This is a genomic window from Anabaena sp. AL93, from assembly GCF_001672085.1.
In the GTDB taxonomy this organism is placed as follows: domain Bacteria; phylum Cyanobacteriota; class Cyanobacteriia; order Cyanobacteriales; family Nostocaceae; genus Dolichospermum; species Dolichospermum heterosporum.
The window spans coordinates 1-19,710 of the sequence record NZ_LJOU01000087.1; the positions used below are offsets into that span (position 1 = coordinate 1).

19 protein-coding genes are annotated in these 19,710 nt (G+C 36.1%); 7 read left to right on the forward strand and 12 right to left on the reverse strand.

The features are described 5' to 3' along the window. On the forward strand, window positions 1-293 hold a 293-nt coding region (locus AN486_RS20320; protein ID WP_290601599.1), incomplete at its 5' end, for a zinc ribbon domain-containing protein. Window positions 294-376: 83 nt separating this feature from the next. Here the strand turns inward: AN486_RS20320 and AN486_RS20325 are convergent. Continuing rightward, entirely contained in the window at window positions 377-862 is a 486-nt protein-coding gene (locus tag AN486_RS20325) for a CRR6 family NdhI maturation factor (RefSeq protein ID WP_039201350.1), read from the reverse strand. Between the two features lie 254 nt (window positions 863-1,116). Here AN486_RS20325 and AN486_RS20330 point away from each other — a divergent pair, with 254 nt between their 5' ends. The 3 genes from AN486_RS20330 (at window position 1,117) to AN486_RS20340 (ending at window position 4,694) form a co-directional block, all read left to right on the forward strand. Further along, on the forward strand, window positions 1,117-1,563 hold the full coding sequence (locus tag AN486_RS20330; protein ID WP_168464973.1) for a Fur family transcriptional regulator: 447 nt from the start codon (window positions 1,117-1,119) through the stop codon (window positions 1,561-1,563). Between the two features lie 180 nt (window positions 1,564-1,743). Next, complete coding sequence (locus tag AN486_RS20335) at window positions 1,744-3,444, forward strand: DUF3685 domain-containing protein (RefSeq protein ID WP_290602326.1); 1,701 nt, start codon at window positions 1,744-1,746, stop codon at window positions 3,442-3,444. 392 nt (window positions 3,445-3,836) lie between these two features. Continuing rightward, window positions 3,837-4,694, forward strand: a complete 858-nt coding sequence (locus tag AN486_RS20340; protein ID WP_081424236.1) for an HAD-IIB family hydrolase — start codon at window positions 3,837-3,839, stop codon at window positions 4,692-4,694. 134 nt (window positions 4,695-4,828) lie between these two features. Here AN486_RS20340 and AN486_RS20345 read toward each other — a convergent pair whose 3' ends face one another. From AN486_RS20345 to AN486_RS20390, 10 genes are all read right to left on the reverse strand, one after another. Beyond that, window positions 4,829-5,584 (reverse strand): SDR family NAD(P)-dependent oxidoreductase, encoded by a 756-nt coding sequence (locus AN486_RS20345; RefSeq protein WP_015078118.1) that lies wholly within the window; start codon window positions 5,582-5,584, stop codon window positions 4,829-4,831. Between the two features lie 37 nt (window positions 5,585-5,621). Beyond that, complete coding sequence (locus tag AN486_RS20350; protein ID WP_053539650.1) at window positions 5,622-6,458, reverse strand: sugar phosphate isomerase/epimerase; 837 nt, start codon at window positions 6,456-6,458, stop codon at window positions 5,622-5,624. A gap of 101 nt (window positions 6,459-6,559) precedes the next feature. Next, window positions 6,560-7,681, reverse strand: coding sequence for a DegT/DnrJ/EryC1/StrS aminotransferase family protein (locus AN486_RS20355; RefSeq protein WP_290602330.1), 1,122 nt, complete (start codon window positions 7,679-7,681; stop codon window positions 6,560-6,562). Between the two features lie 2 nt (window positions 7,682-7,683). Continuing rightward, window positions 7,684-8,091, reverse strand: a complete 408-nt coding sequence (locus tag AN486_RS20360) for a secondary thiamine-phosphate synthase enzyme YjbQ (protein WP_085929755.1) — start codon at window positions 8,089-8,091, stop codon at window positions 7,684-7,686. 17 nt (window positions 8,092-8,108) lie between these two features. Then, on the reverse strand, window positions 8,109-9,116 hold the full coding sequence (locus tag AN486_RS20365; RefSeq protein ID WP_015078122.1) for an SDR family oxidoreductase: 1,008 nt from the start codon (window positions 9,114-9,116) through the stop codon (window positions 8,109-8,111). A 69-nt stretch (window positions 9,117-9,185) separates the two neighbouring features. Next, a complete protein-coding gene (locus AN486_RS20370) occupies window positions 9,186-10,478 on the reverse strand; it encodes a glycosyltransferase family 61 protein (protein ID WP_290602333.1) in 1,293 nt (430 codons plus the stop codon). Window positions 10,479-10,588: 110 nt separating this feature from the next. After that, window positions 10,589-11,125, reverse strand: coding sequence for a D-glycero-beta-D-manno-heptose 1,7-bisphosphate 7-phosphatase (gmhB, locus tag AN486_RS20375; protein ID WP_015078124.1), 537 nt, complete (start codon window positions 11,123-11,125; stop codon window positions 10,589-10,591). 94 nt (window positions 11,126-11,219) lie between these two features. Further along, the gene (locus tag AN486_RS20380) at window positions 11,220-13,124 is read right to left on the reverse strand and encodes a transketolase C-terminal domain-containing protein (protein ID WP_290602335.1); all 1,905 of its coding nucleotides are present in this window, start codon (window positions 13,122-13,124) and stop codon (window positions 11,220-11,222) included. Between the two features lie 377 nt (window positions 13,125-13,501). After that, window positions 13,502-14,242, reverse strand: a complete 741-nt coding sequence (locus tag AN486_RS20385; RefSeq protein WP_027401730.1) for an HAD-IIB family hydrolase — start codon at window positions 14,240-14,242, stop codon at window positions 13,502-13,504. Window positions 14,243-14,251: 9 nt separating this feature from the next. After that, the gene (locus AN486_RS20390; protein ID WP_367142456.1) at window positions 14,252-15,100 is read right to left on the reverse strand and encodes an alpha-amylase family glycosyl hydrolase; all 849 of its coding nucleotides are present in this window, start codon (window positions 15,098-15,100) and stop codon (window positions 14,252-14,254) included. On the opposite strand from AN486_RS20390, the gene AN486_RS20395 reads away from it, so the two are divergent. The 3 genes from AN486_RS20395 to AN486_RS20405 all read left to right on the forward strand — a co-directional run bounded on the left by AN486_RS20395 (window position 15,094) and on the right by AN486_RS20405 (window position 18,492). Further along, complete coding sequence (locus tag AN486_RS20395; RefSeq protein ID WP_290602338.1) at window positions 15,094-15,567, forward strand: SIS domain-containing protein; 474 nt, start codon at window positions 15,094-15,096, stop codon at window positions 15,565-15,567. The two genes, AN486_RS20390 and AN486_RS20395, sit on opposite strands and share 7 nt — an antisense overlap. Window positions 15,568-15,920: 353 nt before the next feature. Continuing rightward, window positions 15,921-17,471, forward strand: coding sequence for a PfkB family carbohydrate kinase (locus AN486_RS20400; RefSeq protein WP_290602340.1), 1,551 nt, complete (start codon window positions 15,921-15,923; stop codon window positions 17,469-17,471). A 22-nt stretch (window positions 17,472-17,493) separates the two neighbouring features. Beyond that, a complete protein-coding gene (locus tag AN486_RS20405; protein ID WP_027401736.1) occupies window positions 17,494-18,492 on the forward strand; it encodes an NAD(P)-dependent oxidoreductase in 999 nt (332 codons plus the stop codon). Window positions 18,493-18,843: 351 nt separating this feature from the next. Here AN486_RS20405 and AN486_RS20410 read toward each other — a convergent pair whose 3' ends face one another. Next, the gene (locus AN486_RS20410) at window positions 18,844-19,710 is read right to left on the reverse strand and encodes a hypothetical protein (protein WP_290602342.1); all 867 of its coding nucleotides are present in this window, start codon (window positions 19,708-19,710) and stop codon (window positions 18,844-18,846) included.

Sequence of the window (19,710 nt, forward strand, 5' to 3'; positions counted from 1 at the left end):
TGGGTAGTTTGCCACTTGATATAAGATTCTGGACTTGTGAAAAGTGCCAGACTAGACATGATAGAGATATTAATGCAGCAATAAACCTCAGAGATGAGGGACTACGAATTTTGACCTCTGGAACGGGGGATAAAGCGATGAAGTGTGGTCTTGGGGGTTTCCCCCATGAACAACTTCATCAAGAAGCCTGTCGCCCAGAAATAAGTCGCAGTAATAGAGGACGCAAGAAGTCTACTACTGTGCTTTCTGTTGGACAGGAAGCCGACACTGTACCGTCAGGTCAGTGTGGGTAGTTCACATTCAAAATCATCTAGCAGGAGTCAGGAGTCAGAAGGAAATTTTTTCCCTGTTCCCTGTTCCCTGTTCCCTTTCCAAATTAATTAGTTTTTTCAATCATTTCAAAGAAAGCATCATCTAATTCATAGCCCAGAATTTGCGCTAAGGATTTGAGTCGAGATGGACTAACAATATCTTGTTTGTACAACCAATCACTTAAAATAAAGATTTTGTGCATCAAAAATATTTCTAAGGCTTCGGGGTTGTACTGGATACCTTCTTTAGAACTAAACTGATGAGGTACTAACATTGCTGCGTATCTAGATAATTCTCCGGCTTTCCAGTCTAGTAAAAATGGCAACCAGGGATACTTAGCATCAAGACGCACAAACCATAGTCTTACCTCGGGAATTTCCGATAACTCCCGTGGATCATTTTCTTCCTGTTCATAATTAATTTCTAGACGTAGTTGCTGTTCATAGGAGGAAATACTTCCTGCTTGCAGTAGTGGTTCAATCACCATTAAGGCAGGTGATACATCTAAACTATAAATAGAATCGTTGTTGAGGGTGATTGTGATTGTCATGGACTGATAGATAGATAGATAGATACTTACTTACTCAACAGTGTTGACAATTCACAGTAACAGTTTTTTAACCACTTGAGGTAGACATTGAGAGGAATTTTAAGATAAAGTTGTTATGAGTTTGTTTTAGATTCGGAATATCATAAATTAGTAAACAGGCAAAAGGCAAAGTGTTCTTTAATTTTGCGGGAGTGAGTCCTGTAGTGAGGGTATTTTGAATTGATTTCCAATTTCTAGAATTCACAACCTGAAATATGTACAAGCAAGGAAGTTGTCTTAAACCTATTCGTTCCTTAGAAGATGCTTTGGATAGGTGTCAAATGTTGGGAATGCGTGTCAGTCGTCAGCGACGCTTTATACTGGAGTTGCTTTGGCAAGCGAAAGAGCATCTTTCTGCTAGGGAGATTTATGATCGACTCAATAAAGAAGGTAAAGAAATTGGACATACTTCGGTATATCAAAATCTAGAAGCTTTATCTAGCCAGAGTATTATAGAGTGTATTGAACATGGTGATGGACGATTATATGGAAATAATAGTGATTCCCATAGTCATGTTAACTGTATAGATACAAATCAGATTTTAGATGTGCAGATAGAATTACCCGAAGAGTTGTTACGTCAAGTAGAAGCGCAAACAGGAATTAAGATTTCTGAATATACAATTAACTTTTATGGTTATCGTGACAAAGTGAATGATTAGGAATTGAGAATTTAAACTAAGTAGGTGAACACAATAAAACCAAACTGTGTAAAGAAACGTAAAATCGCCCAAACCCTCTTGCCTCTTGCCTTTTGCCTTTTGCCTTTTGCCTTACCATAACGACAATTTTCAACGCCAACCTACTTAGCCTAAAAATCAGGAATCAAATCTCTTGTAAAAATGAGCGATCGCCTTTTACAATTCTTATTAATTGACCCAGATCCAATTTTCCGTTTAGGACTAAAGGTAACACTGGAAGCTATTCCTAATTTACAAGTTATAGCAGACGTTGCCACAGATACCGCAGCTTTACAGGTTTTAGCGCAAGTAAATTCTCAGCAAATTAAATTAATCATTTTAGAATTAGGGAATGAACAATTGGGTTTGCAGTTCTGTAAACAACTAAAAGCTTTATATCCCCACATACCTATATTACTTTTAAGTTCAAAATCCCAACCAGAAATGCTCATTGCGGCAAAAGCAATAGGAATAAATGGTTATTGTCCTAAAGGGATATCAATTTCTCAATTAGTCCCCATTCTTCAAGAAGTTGCTAATGGTGGTTATTATTGGTTCACAGAACCAGTAATCATTAATTCTCCTTTGCCATTTGCGAAGTTGCGAAATAATTTACAAAATTCAGGAATTAATAATATTGATCAAGCTATTAATCTAGTCACAGAAAAATTAAAAATACCAGGAATACCTTTATTAAATAAAGCAATTTTAGCAGGACAGCGACGCGAACTTCTAGCCGCTCGCTGGGTTGTTAATCACTTATTGACAATACCGAAAGAAAGACAAAAACCACCCCCAGAAAACCAATTACTATCCTTCAGTATTCAGAATCAGGATAATATCATTAAACTAGATGCGGATGTAAGACCATCAATTAATATACCACCTATAGTTAGTTCTCGACAACTGCAATCTGAATTATTTACTTTATGTTTAAATAAATTGCAATTTTCTTTAGAAAATCTTACTAATACACCTTTAGAAATTGATATTCTCCGAGAAAATAAAAAGCGAGAGTTGCTTTATATTATTCTGAAGAAATTTTTTACCCAGGTGGAAGAAATACATACTTTTAATTTCGATAAAAATCAGCTATTTAATTTACAAAATCAGATTTCTCTAGATTTATGGAAATTTGCTATTACGGAATTTTTTGGTAATTATTCTTGGATTATTTTAGATAAACAAGAAATAAATTTAGTCAAGTTTTTATTAGATAAAAATACAGATTTGCAAACAGAAATTATTAATAAAGTGCCGTTATTATTTGAGTTATTGTCTTATTTACTATTACTGACAGATTTATATGTTGATAATGTTTCTTACCCAGCAGGAACTAAAGAATCTCAATCACAAGCATTATTAATTTTAGAGAATTTATTGATTCATATAGCTAATGCTGTAATTCAACCATTACTAAACAACTTGGCAGATGAGGAAAGTATTAAACAAAATTTTTATAACTGGCAAATGATTTCTACTAGGGAAATTGAGAAGTTCAGAAATAATCTATCTTGGAAATATCAATTATATCAATATATAACTGAAGCACAAACTATTTTTGAAAGTCGCTATGAGTTCTTTGTTTTCTCCCCCCGTGGAATTACGAAAATATCAATTTATGCTCCTCGAAATCAAGAATTAGCTCAACTTTCCGGTATTCCTTTAGGGGTAACATTAATACTGGAATTTCGGGATGCTATTTCTCCACGTATCCAATCATTGGTAGGGTTTTTAGGAACTGGAATTGTTTTCGTCCTTACTCAAATAGTCGGTAAGGGTTTAGGTTTAGTTGGTAGAGGTATTTTGCAAGGAATTGGTAGTGTTTCTTTGTCAGAAAAAGGACAACGGAAGAATAGGTAATTAGTCATTAGTCATTCAATACTGCTCGGTTAAGGGGATATAGGGGGTGAATTCAAAAATATTTTGTTCGCGTATGTAAGTAGGTGAACACAATAAAACCAAACTGTGTAAAGAAACGTAAAATCGCCCAAACCCTCTTCACTCTTGCCTCTTGCCTCTTGCCTTTTGCCTTGCCATAACGACAATTTTCAACGCCAACCTACTTACTACGATAACAATAAAAGCTAAAAAACTTGCTTATACCTAACGAAAGGCACGCTGAAAAAACTTAATTGTCAATTGATGAGAATGATTAAAATACCTTTTTTCTGGTTTTACCTGCTGAATGTGGGCTATAATAGAATGTAAAATATAAAGTCTTTTCGCCCGAATCTCACAAAAAATAAAATAATATGTATAAGCATTATATGAAATATTGCAAACATAATATAAAACTGTTACCTTCTGTCCCAGAACCAAAATACGTTGTTTTTACAGATTTTGATGAAACTTATCTTGCTCATCAAAATAGAGAGGATTATAAAAATGATCTCAAAGAACTTGAGGAGTATTTATTAAATGAAACATATCAGAAACAAATCTTTTTTGGTTGGGTTACTGGTAGTAGTTTAACTTCAGTTTTTGATAAAATAAATAAATGTGGTTTGACATTATTACCTCATTTTATTGCTAGTAGTTTAGGGACTGAACTAATCTACTTCAATCAAAACCAATACGCTGAAAAAGATAAAATATGGGAAAACAATCTCATGAAAACTGGATTCTCTGAGAATTTAGTTAATAACTTAGTTAGTTTTTTAAAATTAGATAATATACATTTGACACCACAACCTCAAATAGCAGATTGTCCTTTTTTAAAGAATTACTATTACCATCAACAAAATGATCTAATTGATAATCAGGCAATTTTGAAGATAAAAGAGTTAGTGAAAAAAGCTGGTATTCAAGTAAATATTAGTCAAGCAAATCCTTTATCTGGAGATCCAAACAATTGCTATGATGTTGATTTTATCCCATCAGGGACAGGTAAAAAACATATAGTTAATTTTATTTTACAGCAGACAAATGTAAGTTATCAAAACTCCATAGCTTTTGGTGAAAGTGGTAATGATATTGAAATGCTGCAAACTGTTAGACATGGTTATTTAGTTGGAAATGCAACCAGCGAAGCTAGGAAATTACATTTTCAAATAGCAGAAAATGAATATGCTAAAGGAATATTATCTGTATTAAAAACACTTATTAAATAATCAAGAGTCATGAGTCAGAATGTTTGATATATTACATCCCACATTCCGCAATTATGAAACGCCATATTTTTGGTATTTTTTGTGTAATCCTGAAAAAGCTGAATTGTTTATAACTCAATCAGTCTTAATCATATTTACATAAGAGTAAAGCCACCGTTAATACATAAATATTGCCCTGTAACAAATCTGGACTCATGACTGGCGAAATAAAGCACTGCTTCAGTAATATCCTGTGGAGTACCCCATTGCTGCATGGGAATTCTGACTTGGTAAGCGTCTTTTTTTTCTTGAGGAACGTTTTCATGGCGTTCTACGGGTATCCAACCGGGAGCAACTGCATTAACTGTAATACCAAAAGGCGCTAATTCGGTGGCCATGCTGCGTGTAAATCCCAGTTGTCCATTTTTGGCAGTAACGTAAGCACTGAAGTTATTAACTGAGCGGAAACAAACGTCACTACTAATATTAATAATTCGTCCCCATTGTTTTTGTTTCATGGAGGGTAAACAAATACGAGTTAATAAGTAGGGACTTTTGATAAAAAAATCCAGCATGGTTTGGAAATCTTGCCAGGTGTATTCCTCAAAGGGGATCTGGGGTTGGTTTCCTGTGGCATTTAACACCAAAATATCTACTGCACCCAGTTGAGAGGCGATCGCTTCATAAATTGCTGCTACATCTTCTTCTTGGGTAACATCCCCACGAACCAAAATAGCTTGGCAACCTTGTTGTTCAAGTTCAGCTAAAGCCTGTTTAGCCCGTGATTCGTTATTGCTGTAATTGATTGCTACCTTAGCACCTGCTTGTCCCAATTTGAGAGCGATCGCTTTCCCTAAACCAGCAGAACTTCCTGTAACTAAGGCCACATGACCATCTAAAGAAAATGACATTTAATTACTAACCCCTGATGAAAATAATGAAATAAACTTAGACAACGGCAAATTTTTGTAATACTTGAGACAAGTTATTTAAACTCTCTTTCGTTCCCTGCTCAACATCTGATGTTTCTTCATATTCAACCACCCAATATCCCTGATAACCTGCATTTAATAGTTCTTTAATAATCGGTTCCCAGACAATTTCTCCCTCTCCAAAAGCACAGAATTGAGGACTACCATTAACCCATTGCACATCTTTCCAATGACTATAATTTACCCAAGGAAGAATATAGCGGAGTGCCATCAAAGGATCAGTTCCCTGATTCAAAAAATTAGCGGGATCATAGTTAATACCAACAGCAGGACTTTTAATACCTTCCATCATTCTGGCCACTCTTTGTCCGGTTGCAGTTGGTCCACCATGATTTTCAATCGTTATTTGAATTCCTCGTTCTTCGGCGTAATCACCGATTTTATTAAAAGCATAATGCAACAGAGGAAAAACATCTGGGAGAATATAATCATTTCTGTGATCACCAGACAATAATCTGACAAATTTTGCCCCTAATTTTTCAGCACTATCAACAAAACGCTCTACTCTTTTAATTTCTGTTTCTAACTCATTTGCATCTGAGAGTGTAAAATTATTTCTTCCTGCTATACAAATAATATCTACTCCTGCTTCTTTAGCCCAATCAGCAATTTTAGATACTGCTTGATCATCACCATCATGTAAAAGATGTTTGGGTGCTTGGGGATGAGCATTCACTTCTACTGAACGAATGCCTTGGTTAGCTATCCAGTGGAAATATTCAGGTATTTCCACTTCTCTCCAGCCCCAAGCAGCACAGCCAATATTTAGTGAATTAATGTTAGACTTTAGCATATTTTGGATTTTAGAAATGATGTGTATAGCTTAGAGGGTAAGCTGTCGTGCATTCAAAATGCACAACAGCAAGTCAAAAGTGAAGAAAATTTGAGGCTTATTTATTGATAGAATAACTTAATGTTTTCACAAACTTGCTCAAGTTGCTGAACGGTTAGTCCTGGATAAATAGGTAAACTCAGGATGCGGCTTGCTTGCATTTCTGCGACAGGAAAACTCCCTGCTGGATAGCTTAATTCTTTACCTGCTGTAGATAGATGAATTGGCACTGGATAATGAATTGCTGTACCGATACCGCGATCGCTCAAAAATTGACGCAATTGATCACGCCGTTCAGCTTGAATAACAAAGGTGTGGTAAACGCATTTTTCCCACTCTCGTTCCCATGGCATTATGATTTGAGGAATACCCGCAAGTTGACTTTGGTAATAGTGAGCATTTTCTTGACGTTGCTGTGTCCATTCCTGGAGGTAACGCAATTTAACTAACAGAATAGCTGCCTGTAGAGTATCTAAGCGAGAATTATGAGACCACATCACACAGTCATCACGAGTTCGTAAACCAATATTCCGCATAATTTTTAACTGGTCATACAGTTCGGAATCATCCGTTACTATTACTCCTCCATCTCCACAAGCATTTAAGTTTTTCAGGGGGTGTAAACTGAAACAACCCACTATTCCCAAAGAACCTACTCGTTGACCTTGATACTCAGCCAGTACAGATTGGGCGGCATCCTCCACTACAGCTATTCCATTTTCCTGGGCAATATCTAAAATTGGTTTCATGTTACAAGGTCTTCCCGTCAGATGTACAGGGATAATTGCCTTTGTTTTGGGAGTAATAGCTGCGGCGATTTTAGTTGGATCAATATTGTAATCATCGCCCACATCAACGAATACAGGTTTAGCACCAAGTATGCGAATACAGGTAGCTGAAGCCACGAAAGAATTAGGGACAGTAATAACTTCATCACCAGAACGAATACCAAGTGCTTTGAGTGCAAAAATTAAGGCATCTGTCCCAGAATTAACACCAACTGCATAACGAACGCCACACAATTGAGCAAACTGACGCTCAAACTCTGCAACTTGCTCGCCTAAAATAAAGTTGCCATCATCAAGGACTTCACCCATTGCTGCTAGTAACTCAGACTTGATGGCAGCGTGTTGACTTTTAAGATTAACGAAGGGTATTTGATTAATGGTTAATAGTTGTGACATTTTTAATATCCCAATATATTGATAACGACTTCACGGATGTAACCAGACTGACGATGTTCCCAGATATAAATATCTTGTAAACGTCCTAGCTGCAAAAGACCTTGAGCAATCGGAACTTGTTCAGAGGTATGGGTAAGGGCAGAGCGAATATGTGCCGGCATATCATCTAAACCTTGTCCGGCTAAAAGATATTGACCATTTTCGGGAACTAACTTCGCAAAAAAGGTTTCCACGTCGGGTTTGGCATCTTCTTCTTGAATCAATAAACTGGCGGAAGTATGACGGATAAAAAGGTTACAAATTCCTGCTGTAATTCCCGATTCTGTAATGACTGCTTGGACTTGGGGCGTAATTTGACATAGAGATTTACCAGTAGTTTGTACCTTGATTGATTGTTGGTCAAGTCTTATAGATGAGTTGGTCATTTTTATTCCTTTCCTAAATGCTCAAACCACGATTTTGTCTCTTGCTGAATTGTTTCTGGTGTCCAAACTGGAGCATCTCGCCAAAGTTCAATATTGGCTAACATTTCACTTACACCTTGACTTAAAGGTACTTGAGGTTGCCATTTTAAAAGAGTCGTAGCTTTAGTAATATCAGCCCAAGTACAATCCGGTTCTCCTGGGCGTTTGGGAATGTGAGTAATTTCTCCTGCTAATAATTTCACCAGTGTTAAAACGCTTTCAGATTTACCAGAACCAATATTAATAATTTCCCCGGTAATATCCGATTCAGCAGCTTTGATAAAGGCTGCTACTACATCACTAACGAAGGTAAAATCTCTCGTTTGCATTCCATCTCCAACAACAGTAAAAGGGGTTTTCGCTAGTTTTTGAGCTAAAAATACGCCAAATACTGCACCATAAGCTCCTGTGGTTCTGGATCTTGGTCCATACACATTAAACAATCGTAAAGAAAGGGCTGGAAGTTGATAAACTTGCGCCCAGTGCATGACTAATTGTTCACCTAAATATTTTGTTAAGCCGTATGGATGTTTAGGATGACAAGGATAGGTTTCTGATGTGGGATATTGATTAGGAATACCATAGCAAGTGGAAGAAGCTGTGTAGATAAATTTTTGGATTTTAGCAGTACGACAAGCTTCTAAAAGGACGAATGTACTATGTAAATTGGCATGATAATATGCTCCTGGATTTTGGATTGAGGGAACTAAATCAGCTAATCCTGCTAAATGAAATACCCAGTCAATATCTGTTAATATGGATGGGGAAATATCAGCAACATCTTGCTCAATAAATGTAAATGTGGAATAGGTTTGAGCCACTTTTAAATTAGCCGTTCTTCCTGTCACCAAATTATCTAAACCAACGACACTATGACCTGATTTGAGGAGGAGATCACACAAGTGGCTACCAATAAAACCAGCAGCACCAGTGACTAAGCAATGTTTAGGAGAATTTAATTTACTGTTCATACAAAATTAATAATCTGTTAGTCAAAATTTAAATTTTCATCAAGCTTTATGATCATCTAATTTACATTATCAAATTCTATTTTTTGTCATTTTATCAACCATTCTACTTAATTCTTCACAATTGACAATGATATCTTCATTCTTTACCTCACAAAACATACAAGCATAATCGAATCCTAATCCTTTAGCAACTGTATAATAGAAATGGCTAATTTTCTGACCAAAAAGTTCAATTAAAGTTAAATTTTGGGAGAAAATAATATTTGTTACTCCACCACCATGAGGAGCAATAATAAATTTAGCTTGAGCAAACAATTTTACTTGGTCAGCAAAATCTAAATCTTCTAGAACATAAGGTACAAAATCCATTTTATCGAGAGTATTGCTTACTTCTTCTTCATTCAAAATGCGGCGAGCATTTGCTTTTTTACGAGAAATAAAAATATTGGGACTCAAAACCAGATTTGGATTTGCATAACTATCTACGTTACTGAGAATACGTTCTCTTACCCAATGACAAGCTTTGATAGAAATACGTCCTCCTTCACGTCTTTTAGAGCAAATAACTAATTCATTAACTTTAGCTCTATATCCATTCCATTGGATATAATTTTCTAGACCATAACCCATCAATTCTAAAGAGCGAATTTTCCAACTAGGAATATCTTTATCAATTATTAAGACTGGTTTTTTACCTGTTTTTTGAGAATAATATTCAATGGCTTCTAATCGAGTTAAAGCTTCATATATCCAATGAGCATATAAATGACTCCAATAATTAACAAATGAACAAGCTAAATCAAAATGTTCTATATTAGCTATAGGGGTAATATATTGAGAATTGAAACCTGCCCTCATTGTAGAAATAGTAGTGTGTTCTAAGACATCTACTCTATCTAAAACTGTTTCTAAAATAATATTCTTATCCTCAGTAAAACCAATCCCATAAATTCCCAATAACTCCACGTTTTTGACAACCGCAGCAAAAGGATTAGTAAATTCAAAGCTACCTTCTTTTTCTCTAAATGCTGCGGGAATTTCTTGATAACTTATAGCTGGTTCAATTTGAATAATTTCATCATATTTTAACTGATAAAGATTATTCTCTGCTTGACATTGCTGGAGTAAATCTACTCTAGTAATTAAATTGCTGTGTAGATAGTTAAATAAAATTGAATAAATCAATTTGAGAATAGGTAATTGTTCATATTCCGCTTCTAATTTAGGAATATTATTCTCCATTTTATCTTTCTCCATCTCCTCAGTCATCGTGATGAGATTTTCGTCAATGTATCTCAATAGAATGGGATATATGAGTTTAAATATTAGCAATTCTTGAACATAACGCCAAACTTTATTCATCTGCTTGTAAATCTCTTTGTTTTGTATGGGACAGCAAAATAATTTGCTGGTTTTTTAGTAAAAGTTTAGTAAAATTTAATGAATATTTAATAAACATATTCTCAAATTCATTAAATAAAAAACTTTAGTGCTTCCAGATTATCCAACCGAGCAGAAACTTGTAATTCTTTAGGAATAAAAATTTCTGGACTGAGTAAATAAAATTTACCGATTCCTGCGGCTTTAGCAGCTTGCATATCCGATATTCTATCACCAATTAGGATTGAGCTTTGCAAGTCTATAGGATATTTCTGACAAGCTTGTTCAATCATTCCTGGTAACGGTTTACGACATCGGCAGTTTTGACGGTAATTAGATATAGTTGATTGGGGATGATGTGGGCAGTAAAACACATCCAGTATTGTTATATCTTGGTTATTAAATTGCTCATACATCCAGACAGTAAGACTTAAAAAATCTTGTTCAGAATAGTAACCACGAGCAATACCTGATTGATTTGTGATCACAATTAGCTTATAACCTAAATCTTGTAGTAGACGACAAGTAGCAAAAATGCCATCATTAAATTCAAACTGCTCACATCTAAAAACATAGTGATGATCAATATTAATTACTCCATCTCGATCAAGAAAAGCCACTTTAATCACTGGTAATTATTCTCCTTTAGATTCAGATCCCCGACTTCTGATATCATCTGATAATTTATGGTGATGATCACAGAAGAATTCGGGGATTTTTTTCTTATTTTAACATTTCCTCAACTTTGTTCATGATGCCAATAGTATCAATACCTTGATGGGGGAGTTGTTCCCAAATTCCGCTACAACCTTCTTGATGAGTTCCCATATAGGCATATTTGGGAGAAAACCCTCTTTCTAGTAACCATGAACCAAAACGGATACCTAAACCTGTACGCCGATTTAAGGATTCAACTACTAAAACAAAGGGTGTTGAACCAATTTTTGCCATGATTTCTTCATCTACTAGATTCAATGTGGATTTATTGATTAAACCGACATTAATTCCCTGTTTTTTCAGGCTTTCTACTACTTCTAAGGCGCGGTAAAGTACCTCTCCAAAGCTAACGATATAGCCGGCTGTTCCTTCTCGTATTACGTCATCTTTTCCAGGAATAAATGTATAACCATCTGCAAATAAAGGTTTACTATTTGTATCCAGAATATCGGGTACTGGGGAACGGCTAGAAAAGAGAAATCTTAACCCTGGTTGATCAAATACAGTTTCCACACAAGCTTTCATTTGATGTCCGTCGGCGGGATAATAGAGACGGGTTTGATAAGCGTCTTCTAAACCGTTATCGGCAAACATATTATTTAACCCAAAATGGCAGGTGTTATCTCCTAATTCATCTATCCCACTATGGGAAAATTGACAAAGAACGTTGGATTTATTAAGCCGTGCCATTGTAATTTCAGAAATACACATTTCCAAAAAGGCACTATAAGTGCTGAAAATGCCTTGTTTTCCTGCTTCCATGCCAAATCCTGCCGCCGCAGAGAAGTTTCCTCTTTCCATGATGCCGCCATGATAGAAAATCTCTGGATAGGCTTGACTAATTTTATTGATACCACAGGATTCTCCTAAATCACTGTCAATACACATTACCTTTTCTCGCCGTTCTGTGGGTGTCATTTGACTGAGAAGAGAGACAACGGTAGCATCAAAAATATGGCGTGTTTTGCTGCTAGAACCCGTAAAAGAGTAGGTATGTGTGAGGGGAATAACTTTTTTGAGGTAATTGACGGCTGATGTATGTCCGCGAGTTTCTAAATAGGCGATCGCTAACTCTGGTGATAGGGCATCATGTCCTAAAGGTGTGCCTTCTACTCCAACAATACCGGGAGTCATAGGACGTTTATTAATTACTGCTACTGGTCCATTAATAGTGACAGCTTGACAGAGACGAGTATATAAATCATCTAAATCTTCCCCTGCTCCAGTTAATACAGTTAATCCATGTCCAGCTAAAGTTTGACCGACGTTATAACCCTTGAGATAATCTGTTGGATATCCGCTACAGGTGGAATTGTTATCATCAATAATTAATTTGATATTGAGATTTTTAGCCACAGCTAAACGGGCGGCTTCGGCATTATTTCCTTCTTGCTGTGAACCATCTGAACCTAAACAGAATACTACTTGATGAGGATGTGCGATCGCTACTCCATTCACATAAGCCCAGAGGTGTCCTAATCTTCCCGAACTAAATTTTACACCAGGAGTGCGTCCTCGTTCTGGATGTGCAAGTAGTAATGAATAGGCTTCTCGATAATGCAGCAGATTTTCTGCATCAAGATCACCCTGTAAAGTTGCCATTAAATATTGTGTAGCAACGCGGTGTCCTGCTTCATCAAAGAAAATTGGCACAAATTTATCTGCTACTCCCCGAAAGAAAGCATCTAAAATCATCACTTCGGGAACTGTATCATAAGCTCCTCCTGTATGACCGCCCACACCTTTGGCTGCTGCTACAGCGGTAAAAAAAACAATAGTATCTCGACAAAGTTGAATATTAGCTTTCAGAATTTCTCTTTGTTCATTAGTCAAAGTTGAATTAGTCGGGTCTAATTTTAACGGTTTGTAAGCATTGAGGTCAATAGGAAAACTAGAAGTTGTAACAGTCATTGATTTTTGTTCCTTATAGGATTTTAGATGCTGACTTTTGGATTTTAGATTATCCCAATCATTTTTCAAACATGGCTGAATTTTAATATTATTACTTCCTGCACCTCTGGGTAAAAAAAATGATATTTTTAATCGAATTTAACATTTGAAAAAATCAAAAAAACGGCTCTCCTAGAGTAGTTACAGAAAATTAATACTTGATATCAGGTTAAGTCCTAACATGGTAGGGTATTCAAGAATCAGAAAGCATTTTTTTATTAAATCTTCGATTCTATTTGAGCGAAACCTAGTTATATCAGGTATTTTAGGTTTTTTAGTATTAACTTATCAAACGAAGTCTAGGATAGCCAAAAAAACTAGATAAATTTAATTATTTTTTAATCCTTGCCATAGACTTTAAGACCATCCCAAATACCCATTACTCCAGGATAAGGGCTATGATAAACATTCTCCATTATTTGAATTTTCTCAATTAATCTTGGTTCAGAGTTTCCGACAGCAATTCCCTTTAATCCTGTTTCAAATAAGGATAAATCATTGAGAGTATCTCCACAAGCAATTGTATTATTAGCATTAAAATTTATTTCGGACAAAAACTTAAGGAGAGTTGGCCCTTTAGAAACTCCTTTTGGCATGACATCAAAATAAAAATAGATATCATAAGATGAAATAATGCAATCAAATCCAGCATCAATTACTTTTTGAATGGTGCTAGGTTGTAATATTGCAGAATCATAATAGTACGATACGCGATAATCTGGATTAACAGACTGTAGTTTTAATCCTGGTTCATTTGCTAATAGGTTCTTAACTTGTTCGTTGGCATTATCCCATTGTTTAATTATCCAATCTTGCACAGCAGAAATTGGCTCGAAGGTTTTACCATTTACAATAGTTGTTCCTACATCACCAATGATGTAGTCAGGTTTAGGGATGTGGGGGTTTTCAACTAGGAAGTTGCTGATCCAGTCTAGTTCTCTGCCAGTGACATACACTAAAAGAATACGATCTCGCTGGTTGTGAATATATTGATAAAATTCAGAGCGTTCTTGATGAGTACCACCTAAAAAAGTACCATCTAGGTCAGTTGCTAACAGTAATGAGTGATTAGAGTTCATCTTAAATAATTAACCTAAAATTAACCCACTGCGCGGTGTAAGTGCAAAATTGAGACTTGGTTGTGCTGCTTCATTATTCCAATTTACTGTACCAGAACCATAGGTCAATAATACTTGATGAGGTTGTGATCGCCATGATGTTTGAATACTAACTTCTGCTGTTTCATTACCCGCATTTACCGCAATTATCAATACTTCTTTTAGTAAGATTCGCGCAAAAATGTAAACTTGTCCTTGAGCAAATAAAGTTTGATACTCACCAATTTTTAATGCTGCATAATTATGACGCAGTTTAATTAATTGACGATGATACTCTAAAATGTCTTGATCCCACTGTTTTTTATCAGGAAAACCTTTACGACATTCTGGATCATAACCACCGTTTAAACCGACTTCATCGCCGTAATATATGCAAGGTGCGCCGGGAAAAGTCAATAATAGTAATGTTGATAAATATAAACTGGGGCGATCGCCTCCAGCTACATCAATTAACCTAGCTGTATCATGATTATTAATACCATTAAGTTGAGTTAATTGAATTTCCCAAGGATAAAGTTGCAGTAATTGATTAATTTCCTCCCCATATTTAGCCGCATCCGCAGGTGGTGGTGGTGCATATTCAGCAAAATGACCTTTTACCTGGCGATCGCCGACAATAAAGGCAGTGGTAGCATTAAGAAAGGGTAAACTTGACACGCCATCAAATTGTGTGCCATCTAACCACTCAGTTGCATTCATAGGAATTTCTCCCACAATATAGGCTTCAGGATTAATTGCTTTGATTCTTTCCCGAAATTCTTGCCAAAATCCAGGAGTTTTGATGTAATCTGCCGAATCTAAAGTGTCGAAAAGTGATATTTATCGGTAATGGAGGAAGTGCAGCCGTAGCTAGTCATCAGGCTATTGACTACTGGCGTAATGGTAATATTCCCGCGATTTGCTTTAACGATGGTGCTTTGGTGACCTGTATTAGTAATGACTTTGGCTACGAACAAGTTTTTAGCAAACCCATTTCTACATTTGCTCAGTCTGGAGATGTTTTGTTTGCAATTAGTAGTTCTGGACAATCACAAAATATTCTTGCTGGTGTTTACCAAGCACTAAAAATGAATTGTCATGTGATTACACTTTCAGCCTTTCAACCTAACAACCCCTTACGTCAACTTGGACATCTAAATTTTTATGTTCCCACGATGTCCTATGGTTTTGCAGAAATCATGCACTTATGTATTTGTCACTGCATTATTGATGGCTTGGTAGAAGGTGCTTTACCTAGTGCAAATGTGGATAACTATCTCAGTTTAAATGAACTAAAAGTATCCTAAAATATTCATCCCATTTATATATAAGTAGGTTGGCGTTGAAAATTGTCGTTATGGCAAGGCAAAAGGCAAGAGGCAATAGGCAAGAGTGAAGAGGGTTTGGGCGATTTTACGTTTCTTTACACAGTTTGGTTTTATTGTGTTCACCTACTTAGAAGAAATTCTATCTGTGGTAAACAACAAGATTTAATGATTGCATATTAAATATATGTGACAAGAACTAGAATTGTAGACCTCTTTCTTCAAAAATTGTCAGATATCTAAACCTAGAATCATCAAGTAAATAATGATGTTCTAGTTCTGAATTGTTCGATTTTTCTGTGAACTTTTGTACCAAGATTAGCAATGAAATAAAGATGCAATTAGAAATATATAGAGAAAAAATTATTGACTTTGAAACTTGTGCAGAAGTATTCACTGTCTACCATCAAAAAGGACGGAAAATCGTTCTCTGTAATGGGGTATTTGACTTACTACATCCCGGACACATTGCTCATTTACAAGCGGCTAAAGCAATGGGAGACTTATTAGTAATTTCCCTAACTGCTACTCCTTATATTAACCGAGGACCAGGAAGACCAATATTTTCTGATGAGTTGCGTGTTAATTCTATAGCTGCTTTAGCTTGTGTTGATTATGTAATTTTAACTCCCGCCGTCACAGCTTTGGAAGTAATTGAGAAAGTGCGTCCTCATATTTACTGCAAGGGAGATGAATATGCGGAAACAGAGAAAGATGTAACCCACAATATTGATAAAGAAATCGCTCAAGTAAGAGCTTACGGAGGTGACATTCGCTATACTCAAGAAATTACTTTTAGCTCTACACGACTGATTAATAATTATCTTGATGTTATCCCTCCAGAATTAAAACGTTATGCCAATGATTTTAGTCAACAATATGCTTTTGAGGATATTAGAAATGCGATAGAAGCAATGCAGGATCTCAATGTTTTGGTGTTGGGGGATATTATTATTGATGAGTTTGTTCACTGTACAGTTCAGGGATTAACCTCAAAAGGAAGAGCGCCATCAACCCGCTTTGTGAAAAAAGAACAACATTTGGGGGGAGTTTTTGCGATCGCTAACCATCTCAGTAGTTTTGCCAAATCTGTCACCCTAGCTAGTACCATTGGTGATGAACCAGATGTACATCATTTGATTGCTAATCATATTGATGGTACGCTGCATCTTAATTTACATTGTGTAGAAAAATATTCTACAGTAACAAAGTGTCGTTATATTGAACAACAAGGGAAAACCAAGGGTTATACCCAATTATTTGCGATTAATTCGATAGACGAAGAAGGACTAGCACCCCAAGAACGAGAAAAACTTTTAGATGCTTGGGAAAAACTGTTAAAAAACTGCGATTTAGTGGTTTTGGCGGATTATGGTCATGGATTAATTGATGCTGAAGCAATTGAATTAATTCAATCACAAGCACCATTTTTAGCCTTAAACTGTCAAACTAATAGTGCTAATTACGGTTATAACCTAATTAGTAAATATAAGCGAGCCGATACATTTTGTGTAGATGAACAGGAAATTCGTCTGGCATTTTCTAATCGTTATGGTAATCGAGAAGAGTTACTAAAACGGTTGCAATATCATTTAGGGGCGCAACAAGGTTGGTTAACTTTAGGATCTGCTGGTTCTTTGGGAATTAATACTCATGGAGAGATGGAAATTACTCCGGCCATGACACAACAAGTCAAAGATACCACCGGGGCTGGAGATGCCTTTTTTGCCCTAGCCAGTTTGAGTGCTAAGTTAGATTTGCCTGTGCAGTTAGGATCATTTTTAGGAAATTTGGCCGGAGCGATCGCTGCCAATGTTTTAGGAAATGAAAAGCCTGTAGACAAGGGACGCTTATTAAAGTTTGCTAAAACAATTTCCACATTTTAAAAGATAATTAAGGAGTAAATCAATGAATCCAATTCAACAAGTTTTAGTGACCGGTGGTGCTGGTTATGTAGGAGCTATTTTAGTTCCTAAACTTCTGCAAGCTGGATATGGAGTTAAGGTAATAGACTTGTATCTTTATGGCAAAGATGTATTAAATGCCGTTAAAGATCATCCTCATTTAGAAGAGATTGAAGGCGATATCCGCGATCGCCAACTTCTAGAAAAAATCATGCCAGGATGTGATGCTGTCATTCATTTAGCTTGTATTTCCAACGATCCCAGCTTTGAATTAGATCCAGACTTAGGCCGTTCGATTAATTATGATGCCTTTTTTGACTTAGTAGACGTTGCCAAAGATGCCGGAGTGAAGCGGTTTATTTATGCTTCTTCCTCCAGTGTTTACGGCATCAAAGAAATAGAAAATGTCACAGAAGACTTACCCTTAATGCCTTTAACAGACTATTCTCGTTATAAGGCTTTATGCGAAGAAGTCTTATTGAGTAAACGAGAACCAGGTTTTGTTACCTTAGTTTTGCGTCCTGCTACAGTCTGCGGTTATTCCCCCCGTCAGCGACTAGATTTAGTGGTGAATATTCTCACTAACCACGCAATTAATAATGGTAAAATTACAGTTTTTGGTGGTCAGCAAAAACGTCCCAATATCCATATTGAAGATATGACCGATCTGTATCTAAAATCTCTACAATGGTCAGATGAAGCGATTGACGGTAAAATATTTAACGCTGGCTATGAAAATCATACCTTGATGGAAATTGCCGAGATGACCCGTCAAGTAGTGGGAGAATCTGTAGAAATTATGACTACACCCACCGACGATCTGCGTTCATACCATATTTCTTCAGAAAAAATTAAGCAAGAACTGGGATTTGTCCCTGCACATACTATAAAGGAAGCGATCGAAGATTTAGCAGCAGCATTTAAAGCTAATCAAATTCCCGATTCTCTCACAGATACTCGTTACTATAACGTGAAAGTAATGAAAGAAATTAATTTCCGGTAAAACTTACCCCAAACAATCATCTGTAGGGATGGTTTTAAACGGAACAGGCCGTTTAACCCTACAGATAATGTGTAACGTTAAGGTTGGGAAACGCTCAGTTGTTTTATCTGATGGAGAAAGCCAATGCTTGATCAATTAAGTAGTGAGACAGAATTAATTACATAATGTCATTGCGTAAGCGTTGCGTGTCGTTAGCTATATGGAACGAAGTGAAATGAAGCAATCGCCAGGGTTGTGATTGCTTCCCTTCGCTCGCAATGACTGTCAATATTTTTGTCCAATTACTTACTATCGGAAATTTCTATTTTTAATGACAAGAACTTTTTGGGTATTTTTTTAATTGGAAGTCCCTTAATCAGCTTCAGTAAACATCGCAATCAAGCGATTCGCTGGTTTAGCCATTGCCACATACAAACTTTTTGGTAAAGACCATTGATTACCGGGCTTATTGGGGTCAAGATAAAACTTGCATAAACCTTCAATAAATTGTTTCATTTTGGAGATTTCATAACCCCATGCTTTTAATGATGGTAAAACTTCCGTTTCTACTATTGTTAATAATTCATCTCGGTTGCTAGTTACTCTCATGGCATTAAAAATAGTCCATGCCATTTCTAATGCTTCCAGAGTACCATCATTACCTCCTTGATAAAACCATTCAATATCAAAATCAATCATTCGCACATTTCCCTGGGTATCAATCATTTCATTCCCAGTCCAGCGATCAGCATAAATAATTCCCTGTCTGTGAGCTAAATTCATTTCTTGTAGAACCTTCGGCAAAAACTTGACTTCTCCAGTTTCTAGAAATTCCAACAAAGTTTTCCCTGTTACATATTCAATCAGCATCCAATCTTGATCTGCATGGATTAATTTAGGAACTGGTAAGCCGACAGCTAATGCCCGTTTGATAAAATCAACTTCATCTCCAATATTTCTGAGTTTAAAAGAACCGCCATTTTGGATAAAGCCAGTGGCTTCATACATATACTGCATATAAGCATCACCAGCTTCAGTGGAAATATCCCGTCTGGCACGAAAAACGCAGCGATCTGTGGCTGTTGTAATCAATAAGATATGATTAAATAATCCTTCTGATTGGGGTTTTTCTATTGTTGCTGTTTTACCTCCAGGTAAATAAGCTAAAGCACTTTCCAATCCCTGAGCGATATTTGTTGGTAGTGTATTCTTTAAATTTTCTGAAATTGAATTTTTCAT